Genomic DNA, 13,182 nt, shown 5'->3' with positions numbered 1-13,182 from the left:
CGGCGCGGACGCGCCGCGGCTGGGTTCCTGTGACAAGCACAGGAATGAGGGACGTTGGGGGAAGTGTCCGGGCTTTGATCATCGGTCTGGTCTCCCGGTCGATGGTTTGGCCTGCGGGGCTTTGGCCGCTGTCTTTCCAATGGGGATAGCGGTCGCCGTCCGTTTCGCACCCCCTGCCCCAAGTTCGGTCTTCGTCCCCGCCCGGACCCGGACGAGCGCCAGAACCGCGAGCCCGGTGATCATGACGACGGCGATTTCGCCCAGCGTGTCAACGCCGCGGAAGTCGACGATGATGACGTTCACGACGTTGGCGCCGTGGGCGATGACCTTGGAATAGGCGTTGAAGAAATCCGTCAGCGCGTTGTCGAACGGCGTCTCCACGGATTTCAGCAGCAGCAGCGTAAAGCCGGTGCCGCAGGCGAGCGCTATCGTGCCGTCGAACAGGCGCTGGAGGAGCGGCCGGTGATCGGACGGCGTCAGACGGAGGCGCGTCATGACCAGCGCCAGAATGACGACCGAGAGCGTTTCGACCATGAACTGGGTGAACGACAGATCCGGCGCGCCAAACAGGAGGAAGAGAACGGCGATGGCAAAGCCCTGGATGCCGAGCGCGACGATTGCCGTCAGCCGGTCGGCCGCGCGCAGGACCGCCGCAACACCGATCACGGCAATGCCGAGAAACACCCATTCGTGCAGGGCAACGGTCTGCGGGAACGCCGGCATGGCAGGGAATTCGTTGAACAGGAAGGGCGGCACCAGCAGGGTAAGCGCCAAAAGGATGAAGGTGGCGGTGACATAGATTTCCAGCCGGCCGGGCTGGAGAATGCGGGTCAAGACGACTGACAGGCGGATGAGGCCTTGAACCGCATGGTCGAAACCGCGATCGGGCCCGGGACCGAGCGCATCGAACAGTCTTCGCATCAACCCGCGTGCCGTCTCCAACTGCAACAGGACCAGACCCGCAAGAATCAGGGTGAGGACCGAGAGGAGAAGCGGCAGGCCGAGATGCGGTACGGTGGAGATGTCGATGACCGTGTTTTCATGCAGCACGGCGCTTGCCATGGGCGTCGAAAAATACTGGTGCGCGGTGCCCGAGAAAACGCCCGCTAAAAGTCCGAGCAGCGCGAGAACGACGGGGCCGAGCCACAGACCCCATGGCCCTTCATGGACGGGCCCAAGATCCGGGCGGTTTGGACCGAGAAAAGGCTTGAAACCGATAGCCAGCGCCAGCGCTCCCATCAGCGCGTTGCCGATGACGGCGAGGCAGAGAAAGAAGATCGCTCGCGGATTGCCGTCGACGAGCGCCAGATAGATCTCTTCCTTGGCGAGAAATCCGAAGAACAGCGGCAGGCCGGCCATGGAGAGGGCCGCAAGCGCTGCCGCTGCAAAGGTGACGGGCATCGCCTTGCGCAGGCCGCCGAGTTTCGAGATCTCGCGCGTGCCCGTCTCGTGGTCGATGGCGCCGGCCACCATGAACAGCGCGCCTTTGAACAGCGAATGGGCGATGAGATAAAGCACCGCGGCCTCGATCGCATGGTCGGAGCCGAACCCGGTCAGCATCACCATGAGGCCGAGCGAGGCCATCGTCGTGTAGGCGAGCATCATCTTGAGGTCGGTCTGCCTCAACCCGAGAAGCGCGCCGGAGATCAGCGTGATGCCGCCGAAGAAGGGAAGCAGGATTTCCCAGGCGGGCGTATCGCCGAGAACCGGCTGCAGCCGCATCAGGAGATAGACGCCGGCCTTTACCATGGTTGCCGAATGCAGATAGGCCGAGACGGGCGTCGGCGCCTGCATGGCGTTGGGCAGCCAGAAATGGAACGGAAACTGAGCCGATTTGGTAAAGCAGCCGGCGAGAACCAGAAGAAGAATGGCGAAATACTGCGGGCTGGCGCTGAGCGGCAGGCCCGAATGCAGAAGAAGCGACAGCTGGGTGATGCCGGTGACGTTCCAGAGGAGAACAAGGCCGGCCAGAAGCGCCAACCCGCCGCCGCCGGTGACGACCAGCGCCTGCAGCGCAGCCCTTCGTGCCTCTGCCCGGTCGTGATCGAAGCCGATCAGCAGGAAGGAGGCGATCGAGGTCAGTTCCCAATAGACGAACAGCATGAGAAAGCTGTCGGAGACGACCAATCCCAGCATGGCACCCATGAAGAACAGGATGAAGGCGAGGAAGCGGCCCTGCTGTGGGTGGCCCTTCATGTAGGCGCCGGAATACAGCACGATCAGCGTGCCGATGCCGGTGATCAGCAGCGCGAAGGTGAGCGACAGGCCGTCGAGAAACCAGGAGAAGGACAGGTTGAAACTCGGCACCCAGACATAGCCGCCCGTGGCAGATTCTCCGGCGGCAATTTCCGGAAGGAAGCTCAGGAGATGAAGGCAGGCCAAGGCGGGTGCAAGTGCGAGAACAAGCGCTGCGCGATGGCCCATCAGGCGCGAGAGCATGGGGGCAAGAAGTGCTGCAAGAAACGGCAGCATGAGTGCCGCGAAGGTCAATGCCGGCGTGGTGGCGGCCATGGTCCCCTCCCGTTGAGTATCCTCGCAAATCCCTGCCGAGCGGCAGCGCCCCACGGTTTCTAAGGGAAACCCGTCTGTCCCTCAAGCATTGACGGGCAAGAAACACGGCACCGTGACCTTTATCGACAGGCTGAACGCACCTATCTATGGCTTACAATGAAAGGATGGTTCAGATGTCCGACGTCATCACCAAGAAAGTCCAGAAGACAGATGCAGAATGGCGCGAAGAGCTGACGCCCGAGCAGTATCAGATCCTGCGCCAGGCGGGCACGGAGCGTCCCTTTACCGGGCCGTACTGGAACGCCAAGGATAAAGGCATCTACAGCTGCGCCGGTTGCGGCACGGATCTGTTCGTGTCGGATACCAAGTTCGACAGCGGCTGCGGCTGGCCGAGCTACTTCGAGGCCGTCAGCCCCGATGCGGTGACCGAACTGCGTGATACCACGCACGGCATGGTGCGCACCGAAGTCCGCTGCGCCACCTGCAACGGCCATCTCGGCCACGTCTTCCCAGACGGCCCGCCACCGACCGGCCTGCGCTACTGCATCAACGGCCACTCGATGAATTTCCGCCCGGCAGATTAGTCAGCGGGACGGATGTCACCAAAGTACCGACTTGAAATTGACAGCGGCCCCATCCGGGCCGCTGTTTTCGTTTGGCTTACCCCGGCAACTCGACCGTGAACGCAAATCGCGCGGTTTGCCCGGCGGGCAGCGTGACGGTGTAGGGACGCGATTCGAGATCGGCACTGGTCCCGTTCTGGGCGGCCGTTCCGTGCCAGGGCTCGATGCAGAGGAAAGGGCCGTTGAGCTTTTGCCAGAGCGCGAGGTTTGGCAGGTTGTCGAAGGAAAACTTCAGCTCCGGGCCGCCTTCCGCCGCATAGGTCAGGCCCGTTCCGGCACCTTCTGCGAAAATCATCGCGTCTTCATCGAACATGTCGTGCGACAGCGTCAGCTTGCCGGACGTGAACGGCGAGGCAAGTGGCGTGGGGTCGATCAGCCCGCCGGACAGGCGCGTCATCGCCGGTTCGCCACCGTTGTCGAGCGTAATCGTATGGGCGTGGCCTTCTCCACCCGGCAGCGGCCAGAGGAAGGCGGTGTGGAAACCGAGGCCGAACGGCATGGGCCGGTCGCTGCGGTTTTCCACCTCCGCCGAAATCGTGAGTTTCGAACCGTCGACCGAATGGGTGACGGCGAGGAGGAAATCGAACGGGTAGACGCTGCGGGTGGTATCGGATGATGCAAGCTCGAAGCGGCAGCTGGTCTCCTCGGACGCGGCGAGCGTGAAGGTCGAGCGGCGGGCAAAACCGTGCTGCGCCATAGGATAGGGTTTGCCTTCGATCACCACGGTATCGGAGGGCGCCTTGCCGACGATCGGGAAAAGGATCGGCGAGCGGCCGGCCCAGAAGGCGGGATCGCCGTTCCAGAGAAAGTTGCGGCCATCCGCCGTCTTCAGCGACTGCATTTCCGCACCGAGGGGTGAGATTTCAACGGAGATACGATCGTTGGCGATGCGGGTCACGGTATCATCTGATGCAGCGGACATGCGGCTCTCCTGGCAAATTTCAGGCTTGAGGCGCAGGATTGCCTGCCCTGCGCGTCGGTTAGATGACGATCAGACCGTTTCCGGGGGAATCGCATATTGATCGTCGCTGACAGCCTCCATCCAGTCGGCGGTCTTGCCGTCGAGCGCTTCCCCGATGGCAATATGGGTCATGGCCGTCTGCGACGATGCGCCGTGCCAGTGCTTTTCGCCCGGCGGAAACCAGACGACGTCACCGGCGCGGATTACCCGGACCGGGCCGCCCCAGGTCTGGGTGAGGCCGGAACCCGAGGTAACAACCAGCGTCTGGCCGAGCGGATGGGTGTGCCAGTTGGTGCGGGCGCCGGGTTCGAACGTGACCGATGCGGCAACGACGCGGGCCGGCGCTGGCGCCGTATTCAGCGGATCGAGGCGGACTGTGCCGGTGAAATACTCTGCCGGCTGCTTCTTGGAGGCCTGCGAGCCAACACGCTTGATATCCATGGAAAGATCCTTCGTCGTCATGCGATTGATGCGAATGCGATGTCAGCCAGCATATAGACCGTTCGGACGGAAGTGCCACGAGAAAGCGAAGGACGTCAGCCCGCGACCCTGAGCTCCATGCAGGCAAGATCGAGCCAGCGGCCGAATTTGATGCCGACTTCGGAAAACGTGCCGGTCAGGCGGAAACCGAGCCTTTCATGCAGACGGATGGAGGCGGCGTTGCCCGCTTCGACGCAGGCGATCATCACATGAATGCCGTTCGACGCGGCGCGGGTGATCAGCTCGCGCATCAGCAGACGGCCGATGCCCTCGCCGCGGGCCTCGCGGTGCACATAGACGGAATGTTCCACCGTGTGCCGGAAGCCCTCGAAGGCGCGCCAGTCGCCGTAGGATGCGTAGCCTTTGACGACCCCGTCCTCGTCGGCGACCAGAACCGGAAATCCTCTCGCCTGGCGTGCCGCAAACCAGTCGCGACGGTTGGCGAGATCGACCAGCGTCTCGTTCCAGATCGCCGTCGTATTGGCTACGGCGTCGTTATAGATCTCGAGGATCGCAGGCAGGTCGGCTTCGGTGGCATCGCGGATCAAAGGGGGCACTGGCTATCGTCCATTATAGTGATTGCCCGTCCACTTTATCAGACGGCCGCAGTGTGTAAAGCGGGCTGGCGTCTTGCGCACACGATCGGTCAGGCGCTGGCCGACAGGCTAAAGCAGGTCATGACTGCACTATAGTGGACGGCAGCCGCCGCGACGACGAAGGAATGCCAGATGGCATTCTGGAAGCGCAGTCTTTCCCACACGTGGAAGATGACGCCGAGCGAATAGATCAGGCCGCCGATGACGATCAGCAAGGCGGAGATCGGTGGGAGATAGGCCGAGACAGGTTCGGCAACCATCAACCCGCTCCAGCCCATGGCCAGATAGAGAAGGATGGTCAGCCGGTCGAACCGGCCGGGGAAAAAGCATTTGATCAGGATACCGAAAATCGCTGTCGCCCAGATCGCGATCAGCATCCCGAAGATCCAAGGGTCAGAGGCGCCGCGCTGAAGGAATGGCGTATAGGTGGCGGCGATCAGGATGAAGATCGCCGAATGGTCGAACCGCCGCAGCAGCCACTTGGTCGGCGAGTGCGGCCATATGTTGTAGGTAAACGAGATCGACAGGCAAAGGATCAGCCCGATCCCGTAAATCCAGGCGGCAACGATCTCGCCATGGCTCGACCACATGGTGGCGTAAAAGATCAGGGCCGTGGCGCCGATCAGGGCGAAGACCAGTCCGATGCCATGGACAATCCCATCCGCGACGATCTCGTGAAAATCGTAGTTTCTGCCAAATTTGAAGAGATCGCTCATTACCCACCTTCCATACCGGTCCCAAGAATGGGGCCGAGCGGAAAGCTTGGCAAGACTGCGCGATTCACAATAAATTTCCGATGGTTTCAACTCTTGGTCATGAGCCTAAAACTGTGGCCGCACGAGCCGGTTCCGGATGGTGCGGGAACGGCGGCAATCAAGCCTGTACGGCTAGAGGCCGCCGCCCGAGCGTCAATAAATCGAGAACAATCTATCGCCGAACCACTCACTAGCGTGAACGATCGAGGGCGCGCATAACATGTGGAAAGATTGCGCATGGCGCGTCGTCATTTCAATCCCGTTGAAAGCTGGAGGACAGATCATGACAGAACAGCAGCAGCCGTTTGCACTCAGCCGCCCGCTGCATGTCGGGCGGGCGCATCTGGTGGTCAACGATCTTGCTCGCGTCTCCGGTTTCTACCAGACAATCATCGGGCTTTCGGTGCTTGAAAAGACGCCGAGCGGTGAGGTTCTGGGCGTCGCCGGCGTGCCGCTTCTGACGCTGACGACGGGCGGCAACGTGGCCCGCGCGCCGCGCAATGCGGCCGGCCTCTTCCACACGGCCTTTCTGGTGCCGGGCCGCCTTGAGCTTGCCCAATGGCTGGCCCATGCAGCGCATAACAATATCCAGCTCGAAGGCGCATCGGATCATCTGGTTAGCGAGGCGCTCTATCTTTCCGATCCCGAAGGCAACGGCATCGAGATCTACCGCGACCGCACGCCCACGGAATGGACCTACCATCAGGACGGCACCGTGGCGATGGCGACCGACCGGCTGAACCTTCAGGAGCTTTATAACAGCGCGCCCCAGGCGGCATTTGCCGGAATGGCTGAGGGAACAGCGCTCGGTCATATCCATCTTCAGGTCGGCGACATTCCGCAGGCGGACGCCTTTTACCGCGACGTGCTGGGCCTGAAGATCATGGCGCGGTATCCCGGTGCGAGCTTTTTCGCGACCGGCGACTACCATCACCATATCGCTGCCAACGTTTGGAACAGCCGCGGCGCGACGACCCGGCTTGAAAACATGACCGGGCTTTCCGATTACACCGTGAAGTTCAACGATCAGTCGGCCCTGGCGAACGCGCTTTCCGCACTGGAAAAGCATGAAATCGCGACAACCAAAACCGCCGAGGGCTGGGCTCTCAGAGACCCGTGGGGCATCGGCCTGACGCTTGCTGCGTAACGCGCGCTGAATTCCTGATCGTTGCGATCGTAAACCTGAGCAGTATTCCGGAACCGGAACACTGTTTTTGCGTTGATCGCGACAACGAGGACATCAGACAATTCATGGCCATGACGAGCACGCGCGCAGCCAATCCTAAAAAACGGCTGATCGACTTTGCCGCCAACCGGTCTGCGCATCGCAAGGATGCCGTCATTTCCGGCCTGGAGAGCGAAGACGCCGATGAGAGCCTCGTGCTGGGGCGCGAGGCGCTGGAAGTCGCCAAGGCCTGGGCCGTGATCGGCATTTTCGCGATCGTGTTCTTCGCCATCGTCCACATGATGTCGCTGGTGCTTATCCCTGTCACGCTTGCCGTCGTCGTCGGACTGATTCTCGGTCTGGTCGCGGACAAGCTTGGCCGCCTGGGCGTACCCAAATTCGGCATTGCGATCATCCTCTCCAGCGCTGTGTTCGCCGCGGTCTTTCTGGTCGTCAACGCGCTGGCCGAACCGTTTGCCATGATGATCCAGGAAGGTCCGAGCTTTCTGCAACGCATGATCGACCGGATGATGCCATTTCTGCAGCGTCAGGAATGGCTGAACATCTCGCCTGCCACTTTTGAAACCGGTCCGATGTCGATGCAGGCGCTGTTGGAGAATTCCGGTAACATCCTCAGCGTCGTTACCGCCAATCTGACGCCGGCCGTCGTGCAGGGCATGATCTTCTTTGCGGCGCTGCTTCTGTTTCTCTACGGCAGGCTAAGACTTCGCCGTACCCTCATCCTCGCCTTCCCGCGGCGTCACCAGAGGCTGATTGCGATCCGTGTGCTGAACGCAATCGATCAGGTTCTCGGCTATTATTTTGCGACTGCGAGCGTGCTCTATCTCGGTCTCGGCATCGTGATGATCGCAATCGCCTATTTCGGCGGCCTCAGCATGCCGCTTCTTTGGGGTCTGTTCGCATTCCTGTCGAGCTTCATCCCGTTTCTCGGGATCACGATCATGACCCTCGCGGTTGCAGCAGGTGGCATCATCACGCATGACACCCTTCTCCTTGGACTGTTGCCCGCGATCGTGTTCTTCTCGGTGCACTTGCTGATGGAAAACCTGATCTTCCCCGCGATCATGGGCCGGCAGTGGGAGATCAATCCCTTTGTCGTGTTCGTCGCCATCCTGTTCTGGACATGGATGTGGGGTGCCGTCGGCGCCATGCTGGCGCTGCCCCTGTCGCTGATCATGATGACCGTACTGTCGGAACTGTTTCCAGAAAAGAAGACCGTTCCGCATCTGCCGGGCTAAAGCCCGGCGATGTCGGCGACCCGTCAGTCGTAAAGGTAGTACTTGTCCCATTCCTCGCGCGGGATCTTCGACCCGACCTTGTAGTCGAAGGCAGTGACACTGAGCCCTTCAGCGTTGGTCTCGCACTTGAATTTCAGCTTGAACCAGTCACCGCCGCTGCGGAACGCTGCGCCGGTTGCCTTGAGGCCGTTGTCGTTCCCGACCGGGTCTGAAAACGTGTAGGCAATCACCTTATCGGGGCGGAAATCGCCTTCCTTGCGCAGGCGATCCATCGCCTCGAGATCGCAGCGCTGTTCGACTCTTTCTTCCGGTGCAAGGGCGTTCAGCTGGCGAACAATGCGGCCGTCGAGCGCGTGGGCAGGCAGGGTGGAGGCGGCGCAAATCAGGAGAGCGCCTGTCATGGATGCCCGGGCGGGCAGCAGTATCGTCATGGAATCCTATCCAAAGTGACTCGGACGGGGCGGAAACTAAAAGACGGATTCGTCGTTGACCACCTACCAGAGCGGGAATTATCCTGGCGCGTATTCTTTAGGTGGATAGGGCCGGAATTGGTATCATGCTTGGAGGACTGAACAGATGACAGCCGAACTGGCGATGGTATTCCTGATGAGTGGCATTGGGCTATCATTGGTCGTCGCCTTCATATTCTAGCAGCAGCACCGTGACCTCGCCCCTCTCGCCAAGTCCCGCGAGCCTGAGAAGAAGTAGGCTCAGGCGGCTTGCCCGCTTGCCTCATGGTCCGGCCGTCCCTATCTCTGGCACTCCCTTCATGACTTCGGAGTGCTTCCTTGGCCCCCTCCCCGAAAATGCCGTTCGAAAATCTGCCCACGCCTCCGGTCGCGGCGAAGAAGCCGGTGACGGATACCCGTCACGGCATTACCCGCACCGACGACTATGCCTGGTTCCGGGCCGACAACTGGCAGCAGATGTTCAAGGATCCGTCGATCCTCGATCCTGAGATCCGCACCCATCTGGAGGGCGAGAACGCCTATATGGAAGCGGCGATGGGCGACACGGCTGCATTGCAGAAGACGCTGTTTGCCGAAATGCGCGGTCGCATCAAGGAAGACGATTCCTCCGTGCCGATGAAGGACGGACCGTTTGCCTACGGATCGCTGTTCGTCACCGGCGGCGAGCAGCCAAAGTATTTCCGCACCCCGCGCGACGGCGGCGATCAGACGATCCTTCTCGACGGCGACAAGGAAGCGACGGGCAAGGATTATTTCCGTCTGGCCGGAATCGACCATGCGACGGACCATTCCAAGGGCATCTGGGGTTACGACGACAAGGGTTCTGAATACTTTACCCTGCGGGTGCGCGATCTTTCGACCGGCGAAGACATGTCGGACGTGCTGGAAAACACTGCCGGCGGCGGCGTCTGGGCGCCTGATGGCAAGAGCTTCTTCTATACGCTGCAGGACGAGAACCATCGTCCCTCCAAGGTCTTCCACCACATTCTCGGCACGCCGCAGTCGGACGACCGGCTAGTGTTTGAGGAAAAGGATCCGGGCTTCTTCATGGGGGTCGGCGGATCGCTGCTGGACGACGTGATCTATCTCGATATCCACGACCACGAAACCTCGGAATACCGCCTCATCCCGACCTCCGACCTCACCGCGGAACCAAAGCTGGTGGCGGCGCGCGAAGAGGGCATCGAGTATTCGATGACCGAAGGCGGCGATGTCTTTTATATCCTCACCAATGACGGCGATGCCAAGGACTTCAAGATCGTCGAGGCGCCGTTTGCGGCACCGGGCAAGGAGAACTGGAAAGAGATCGTACCGCACGAGCCCGGCCGGCTGATCATTTCGCACATGGCCTATGAGCAGCACCTGATCTGGCTGCAGCGCAACCAGGGTCTGCCGGAGATCATCATCCGCGACCGCCGGACCGGCGAGGAACATTCGATCGCCTTTGCCGAGGAAGCCTATTCGCTGGGGCTTTCCGGCGCTGCCGAATATGACAGCACCGTCATCCGCTTTTCCTATTCGTCGATGACGACGCCGACCCAGCTCTACGACTACGATATGGTGAGCCGGACGCGCACGCTTTTGAAGACGCAGGAGATCCCCTCCGGCCACAATGCCGCAGATTACGTGACCCGCCGCGTGATGGCCACGTCCCATGACGGCGAGCTGGTGCCGGTGTCGCTGCTTTACCGCAAGGACACGCCGCTTGATGGCACCGCGCCTTGCCTGCTCTACGGCTACGGCGCCTATGGGATGACCATCCCCGCATCGTTCTCCACCAACAACCTGTCACTGGCAGATCGCGGCTTCATCTATGCCATCGCCCATATCCGCGGCGGCAAGGACAAGGGTTTTGCCTGGTACGAAGAGGGCAAGATGGAAGCCAAGGAAAACACGTTCAAGGATTTCATCGCCGCTGCCGACCACCTGGTTACCGAGGGCTTTACGTCCTATGAGAACATCATTGCCGAAGGCGGCTCGGCCGGCGGTATGCTGATGGGCGCGATCGCCAACATGGCGCCGGAAAAGTTCGCGGGCATTATCGCGGCCGTTCCGTTCGTCGACGTGCTCAACACGATGCTCGACGATACGCTGCCGCTGACGCCGCCGGAATGGCCGGAATGGGGCAACCCGATCGAGAGCCTGGAAGAGTACCAGTGGATCGCCGCCTACTCGCCTTATGACAACGTGGGTGCAAAACCCTATCCGCCGATCCTTGCCATTTCCGGCCTCACCGATCCACGCGTGACCTACTGGGAACCGACCAAGTGGGTGGCGAAGCTTCGCGAATTCTCGACCGGCTCGGCACCGATCCTGCTCAAGACCAATATGGCTGCCGGCCATGGCGGAAAGTCGGGGCGTTTCCAGCGTCTGGAAGAGATCGCCTTCGAATATGCATTCGCGATCAAGGTGGCCGGGAAAGCCTGACCGGGCGGATCGCCGCAGAATCGGTCACCTCGAATGACAATCGCCGCAGCGCCTCGATCGGGTGCTGCGGCTTTTTTTGTGGGAAAAATCGTTTTGGATATGCGGAAACGCGCATATGCCCTGGCGGCGTTCGGTTTTCCCGTCAGATCGCTGATTTTTCGACAGAAATGGCGGCGGCGCGAATAAGTCCCAGGCGCGCTGTCAAGCCCCAAAACCGGCCGGATATCTCCCGGCGCAAGCTTCGCGCAAGCTTCAGGCGTTAACTCTTACTTAACCCAAGCGAGATCGAGGCGGCGCCATGAAGATCGATAGTGGCCTCAGCGGCTACAACTACCCCCAGCGGGCGGTCGACATCGATCGCAAGCAGGACGAAACCCAGCAGCGCGACACACCTGCGTCTACCCGTTCCAGCGGTTCGCTGACCGGCAGCAGCACACTGTTTGCAAGCTCGCTGGTTAGCGCCCTGTGGGCCCTCGATGCCGGCGACGACAGCGCTTCGACCTTTGCCACCAGCGGCGCCACCGCTCCCGTGCAGCAGGCCTGGGTTCAGGACATCTACCAGGAATTCTCCTGATCGCCGTTTGGGCGATCATGGCCCGTCACCGCGGTGACAATCCCCGTTCAGGGTTAACATTCCCTGAAGGCGCCCTTCAAGCCAACACGCTGATCCTTGTACCTGTGGTGAATGCGTCCTATCTCAACCTCCAGACATTAGAGGTTTGAGCCTGCCATGCTATCGATCGGCGATCTTTCCAAAAGAACCGGCGTCAAAGTGCCAACCATCCGCTATTACGAGCAGATGGGATTGCTGGCGGCTGCCACGCGATCTGAAGGGAACCAGCGGCGCTACGAGCGCAGCGATCTCGATCGGCTGGCCTTCATCCGCCACGCCCGCGATCTCGGCCTCGACATTTCCGCCATCCGTGAGCTGATCGCGCTCGGTTCGCATCCGCAACAGCCCTGCGGCGATATCGACCGGATCGCAGCGGAGCATCTTTCCGGCGTGCGCGAAAAGATCGCCAAGCTGAAGAAGCTCGAGGAGGAACTCGAGCGCATCGTGTCCCACTGCGACGGCAACCACGCGATCAAGGACTGCTACGTGATCCGCTCACTCTCGGATCACGGGCTTTGCGAGGGGGAGCATTGAGGGGTTAGAGGCGGTTGCGCAGTATGTCATCGCTCACCAGACGGCCACTGAAGAAGAGACCGAGGATGATCACCTCGGAAGAGCGCACGACAAAGGCTATGCTGACACTGCGCCGATAGCCGATGATACGGATGCCCGGGACCTCGCTCTCGCGCACTGTTCCTCGCTCCGGAAAATCAGCGAGACCATTGAGAAAAGCACGCAGTTTCGTCACATAGGTCCAGGCGACGGTCGGGCCGGCACGGTCAGCGACGTAATCGTAGAACTCTGCAACTTCACGCTCGGCTTCCGGATGCAAGATGATCGCATACCGGTTCCCCATGGACCTTATCGGCCTTCGTCGGCAGATTTCGCTTCGGCGGCAAGGCGGGCGCGGTGCCTGTCTTCCAGACGCGAGAAAGCATCGTCAATCGAAACGGGTTCGGTCCTGCCGCCGATCAGCTCGTCATACCGGCTTGGAATTTCGTTCCGAAGCCAATCCTCCAAGGGCTGCTCGTTGCTTTCAAGCATCTGGAGACCGGCATCGATGACCTCATCGGCATTCTCGTAGCGGCCGGACTCGATCTGTTTTCTGATGAAACGCTCTGCGTCCTTGCTCAACGCGATGTTCTTCATCACGGCCCTCGCTTTCAAGACAGCACTGACTGTAGCACTCCTCACGCCACCGAGACAGTCATCAACACCCGCTTGACAAGCAATTTATTACGGCGCAGAAAAGTTGTCATGATGATTACGTGCACCACCACCGCCGCAACGTATTTTTGGGCCTACCTGTAAAGGGCGGCTCG

At 60.8% G+C, this 13,182-nt stretch carries 14 protein-coding genes; 6 read left to right on the top strand and 8 right to left on the bottom strand.

Annotated elements, in window-relative coordinates; all coding sequences use genetic code 11:
• Positions 1-78 precede the first annotated feature (78 nt).
• Positions 79-2,511: a putative monovalent cation/H+ antiporter subunit A gene (locus ASF70_RS10890; RefSeq protein ID WP_082471860.1), complete on the bottom strand. Its 2,433-nt coding sequence runs from the start codon at positions 2,509-2,511 to the stop codon at positions 79-81.
• A gap of 173 nt (positions 2,512-2,684) precedes the next feature.
• On the opposite strand from ASF70_RS10890, the gene msrB reads away from it, so the two are divergent.
• On the top strand, positions 2,685-3,095 hold the full coding sequence (gene msrB / locus ASF70_RS10885) for a peptide-methionine (R)-S-oxide reductase MsrB (RefSeq protein ID WP_062454782.1): 411 nt from the start codon (positions 2,685-2,687) through the stop codon (positions 3,093-3,095).
• Positions 3,096-3,171: 76 nt separating this feature from the next.
• Here msrB and ASF70_RS10880 read toward each other — a convergent pair whose 3' ends face one another.
• From ASF70_RS10880 to ASF70_RS10865, 4 genes are all read right to left on the bottom strand, one after another.
• Positions 3,172-4,056 carry an aldose 1-epimerase family protein gene (locus tag ASF70_RS10880; RefSeq protein WP_062579638.1) on the bottom strand — a complete coding sequence of 295 codons (885 nt, stop codon included), beginning with the start codon at positions 4,054-4,056 and terminating at the stop codon, positions 3,172-3,174.
• A 69-nt stretch (positions 4,057-4,125) separates the two neighbouring features.
• Positions 4,126-4,536 carry a cupin domain-containing protein gene (locus ASF70_RS10875; RefSeq protein ID WP_062580205.1) on the bottom strand — a complete coding sequence of 137 codons (411 nt, stop codon included), beginning with the start codon at positions 4,534-4,536 and terminating at the stop codon, positions 4,126-4,128.
• Between the two features lie 95 nt (positions 4,537-4,631).
• Positions 4,632-5,132, bottom strand: coding sequence for a GNAT family N-acetyltransferase (locus ASF70_RS10870; RefSeq protein ID WP_062579636.1), 501 nt, complete (start codon positions 5,130-5,132; stop codon positions 4,632-4,634).
• A gap of 89 nt (positions 5,133-5,221) precedes the next feature.
• Positions 5,222-5,887 (bottom strand): hemolysin III family protein, encoded by a 666-nt coding sequence (locus tag ASF70_RS10865; protein WP_062453491.1) that lies wholly within the window; start codon positions 5,885-5,887, stop codon positions 5,222-5,224.
• Between the two features lie 322 nt (positions 5,888-6,209).
• Between ASF70_RS10865 and ASF70_RS10860 the strand changes: the two genes are divergently transcribed.
• Positions 6,210-7,073, top strand: a complete 864-nt coding sequence (locus tag ASF70_RS10860) for a VOC family protein (RefSeq protein ID WP_062579634.1) — start codon at positions 6,210-6,212, stop codon at positions 7,071-7,073.
• A 104-nt stretch (positions 7,074-7,177) separates the two neighbouring features.
• Complete coding sequence (locus ASF70_RS10855) at positions 7,178-8,350, top strand: AI-2E family transporter (protein WP_062453493.1); 1,173 nt, start codon at positions 7,178-7,180, stop codon at positions 8,348-8,350.
• 23 nt (positions 8,351-8,373) lie between these two features.
• Here ASF70_RS10855 and ASF70_RS10850 read toward each other — a convergent pair whose 3' ends face one another.
• Positions 8,374-8,751 carry a DUF930 domain-containing protein gene (locus ASF70_RS10850; RefSeq protein ID WP_062454786.1) on the bottom strand — a complete coding sequence of 126 codons (378 nt, stop codon included), beginning with the start codon at positions 8,749-8,751 and terminating at the stop codon, positions 8,374-8,376.
• Between the two features lie 405 nt (positions 8,752-9,156).
• On the opposite strand from ASF70_RS10850, the gene ASF70_RS10845 reads away from it, so the two are divergent.
• The 3 genes from ASF70_RS10845 (at position 9,157) to ASF70_RS10835 (ending at position 12,394) form a co-directional block, all read left to right on the top strand.
• Positions 9,157-11,247 carry a S9 family peptidase gene (locus ASF70_RS10845; protein WP_062579633.1) on the top strand — a complete coding sequence of 697 codons (2,091 nt, stop codon included), beginning with the start codon at positions 9,157-9,159 and terminating at the stop codon, positions 11,245-11,247.
• A gap of 298 nt (positions 11,248-11,545) precedes the next feature.
• The gene (locus ASF70_RS10840; RefSeq protein WP_062579631.1) at positions 11,546-11,821 is read left to right on the top strand and encodes a hypothetical protein; all 276 of its coding nucleotides are present in this window, start codon (positions 11,546-11,548) and stop codon (positions 11,819-11,821) included.
• A 156-nt stretch (positions 11,822-11,977) separates the two neighbouring features.
• Positions 11,978-12,394 carry a helix-turn-helix domain-containing protein gene (locus tag ASF70_RS10835; RefSeq protein WP_062453496.1) on the top strand — a complete coding sequence of 139 codons (417 nt, stop codon included), beginning with the start codon at positions 11,978-11,980 and terminating at the stop codon, positions 12,392-12,394.
• Between the two features lie 4 nt (positions 12,395-12,398).
• On the opposite strand, the gene ASF70_RS10830 is transcribed toward ASF70_RS10835, so the two are convergent.
• Together ASF70_RS10830 and ASF70_RS10825 are read right to left on the bottom strand one after the other, a co-directional pair.
• A complete protein-coding gene (locus ASF70_RS10830) occupies positions 12,399-12,716 on the bottom strand; it encodes a type II toxin-antitoxin system RelE/ParE family toxin (RefSeq protein ID WP_062453497.1) in 318 nt (105 codons plus the stop codon).
• 5 nt (positions 12,717-12,721) lie between these two features.
• Entirely contained in the window at positions 12,722-13,009 is a 288-nt protein-coding gene (locus ASF70_RS10825) for a type II toxin-antitoxin system ParD family antitoxin (protein ID WP_062579630.1), read from the bottom strand.
• Positions 13,010-13,182: the final 173 nt, after the last annotated feature.

It is taken from the genome of Rhizobium sp. Leaf321 (assembly GCF_001423215.1).
In the GTDB taxonomy this organism is placed as follows: Bacteria; Pseudomonadota; Alphaproteobacteria; order Rhizobiales; family Rhizobiaceae; genus Neorhizobium; species Neorhizobium soli.
This window is presented reverse-complemented; position numbering and strand designations above follow the sequence as displayed.

Bases quoted from the DNA above. Each gene is read 5' to 3' on its own strand.
- ASF70_RS10880 (WP_062579638.1), bottom strand. From the start codon at position 4,056: ATGTCCGCTGCATCAGATGATACCGTGACCCGCATCGCCAACGATCGT.
- ASF70_RS10845 (WP_062579633.1), top strand. From the start codon at position 9,157: ATGCCGTTCGAAAATCTGCCCACGCCTCCGGTCGCGGCGAAGAAGCCG.
- ASF70_RS10825 (WP_062579630.1), bottom strand. From the start codon at position 13,009: ATGAAGAACATCGCGTTGAGCAAGGACGCAGAGCGTTTCATCAGAAAA.
- ASF70_RS10890 (WP_082471860.1), bottom strand. From the start codon at position 2,511: ATGGCCGCCACCACGCCGGCATTGACCTTCGCGGCACTCATGCTGCCG.
- ASF70_RS10875 (WP_062580205.1), bottom strand. From the start codon at position 4,536: ATGGATATCAAGCGTGTTGGCTCGCAGGCCTCCAAGAAGCAGCCGGCA.
- ASF70_RS10865 (WP_062453491.1), bottom strand. From the start codon at position 5,887: ATGAGCGATCTCTTCAAATTTGGCAGAAACTACGATTTTCACGAGATC.
- ASF70_RS10860 (WP_062579634.1), top strand. From the start codon at position 6,210: ATGACAGAACAGCAGCAGCCGTTTGCACTCAGCCGCCCGCTGCATGTC.
- ASF70_RS10830 (WP_062453497.1), bottom strand. From the start codon at position 12,716: ATGGGGAACCGGTATGCGATCATCTTGCATCCGGAAGCCGAGCGTGAA.
- ASF70_RS10855 (WP_062453493.1), top strand. From the start codon at position 7,178: ATGGCCATGACGAGCACGCGCGCAGCCAATCCTAAAAAACGGCTGATC.
- ASF70_RS10850 (WP_062454786.1), bottom strand. From the start codon at position 8,751: ATGACAGGCGCTCTCCTGATTTGCGCCGCCTCCACCCTGCCTGCCCAC.
- ASF70_RS10840 (WP_062579631.1), top strand. From the start codon at position 11,546: ATGAAGATCGATAGTGGCCTCAGCGGCTACAACTACCCCCAGCGGGCG.
- ASF70_RS10835 (WP_062453496.1), top strand. From the start codon at position 11,978: ATGCTATCGATCGGCGATCTTTCCAAAAGAACCGGCGTCAAAGTGCCA.
- msrB (WP_062454782.1), top strand. From the start codon at position 2,685: ATGTCCGACGTCATCACCAAGAAAGTCCAGAAGACAGATGCAGAATGG.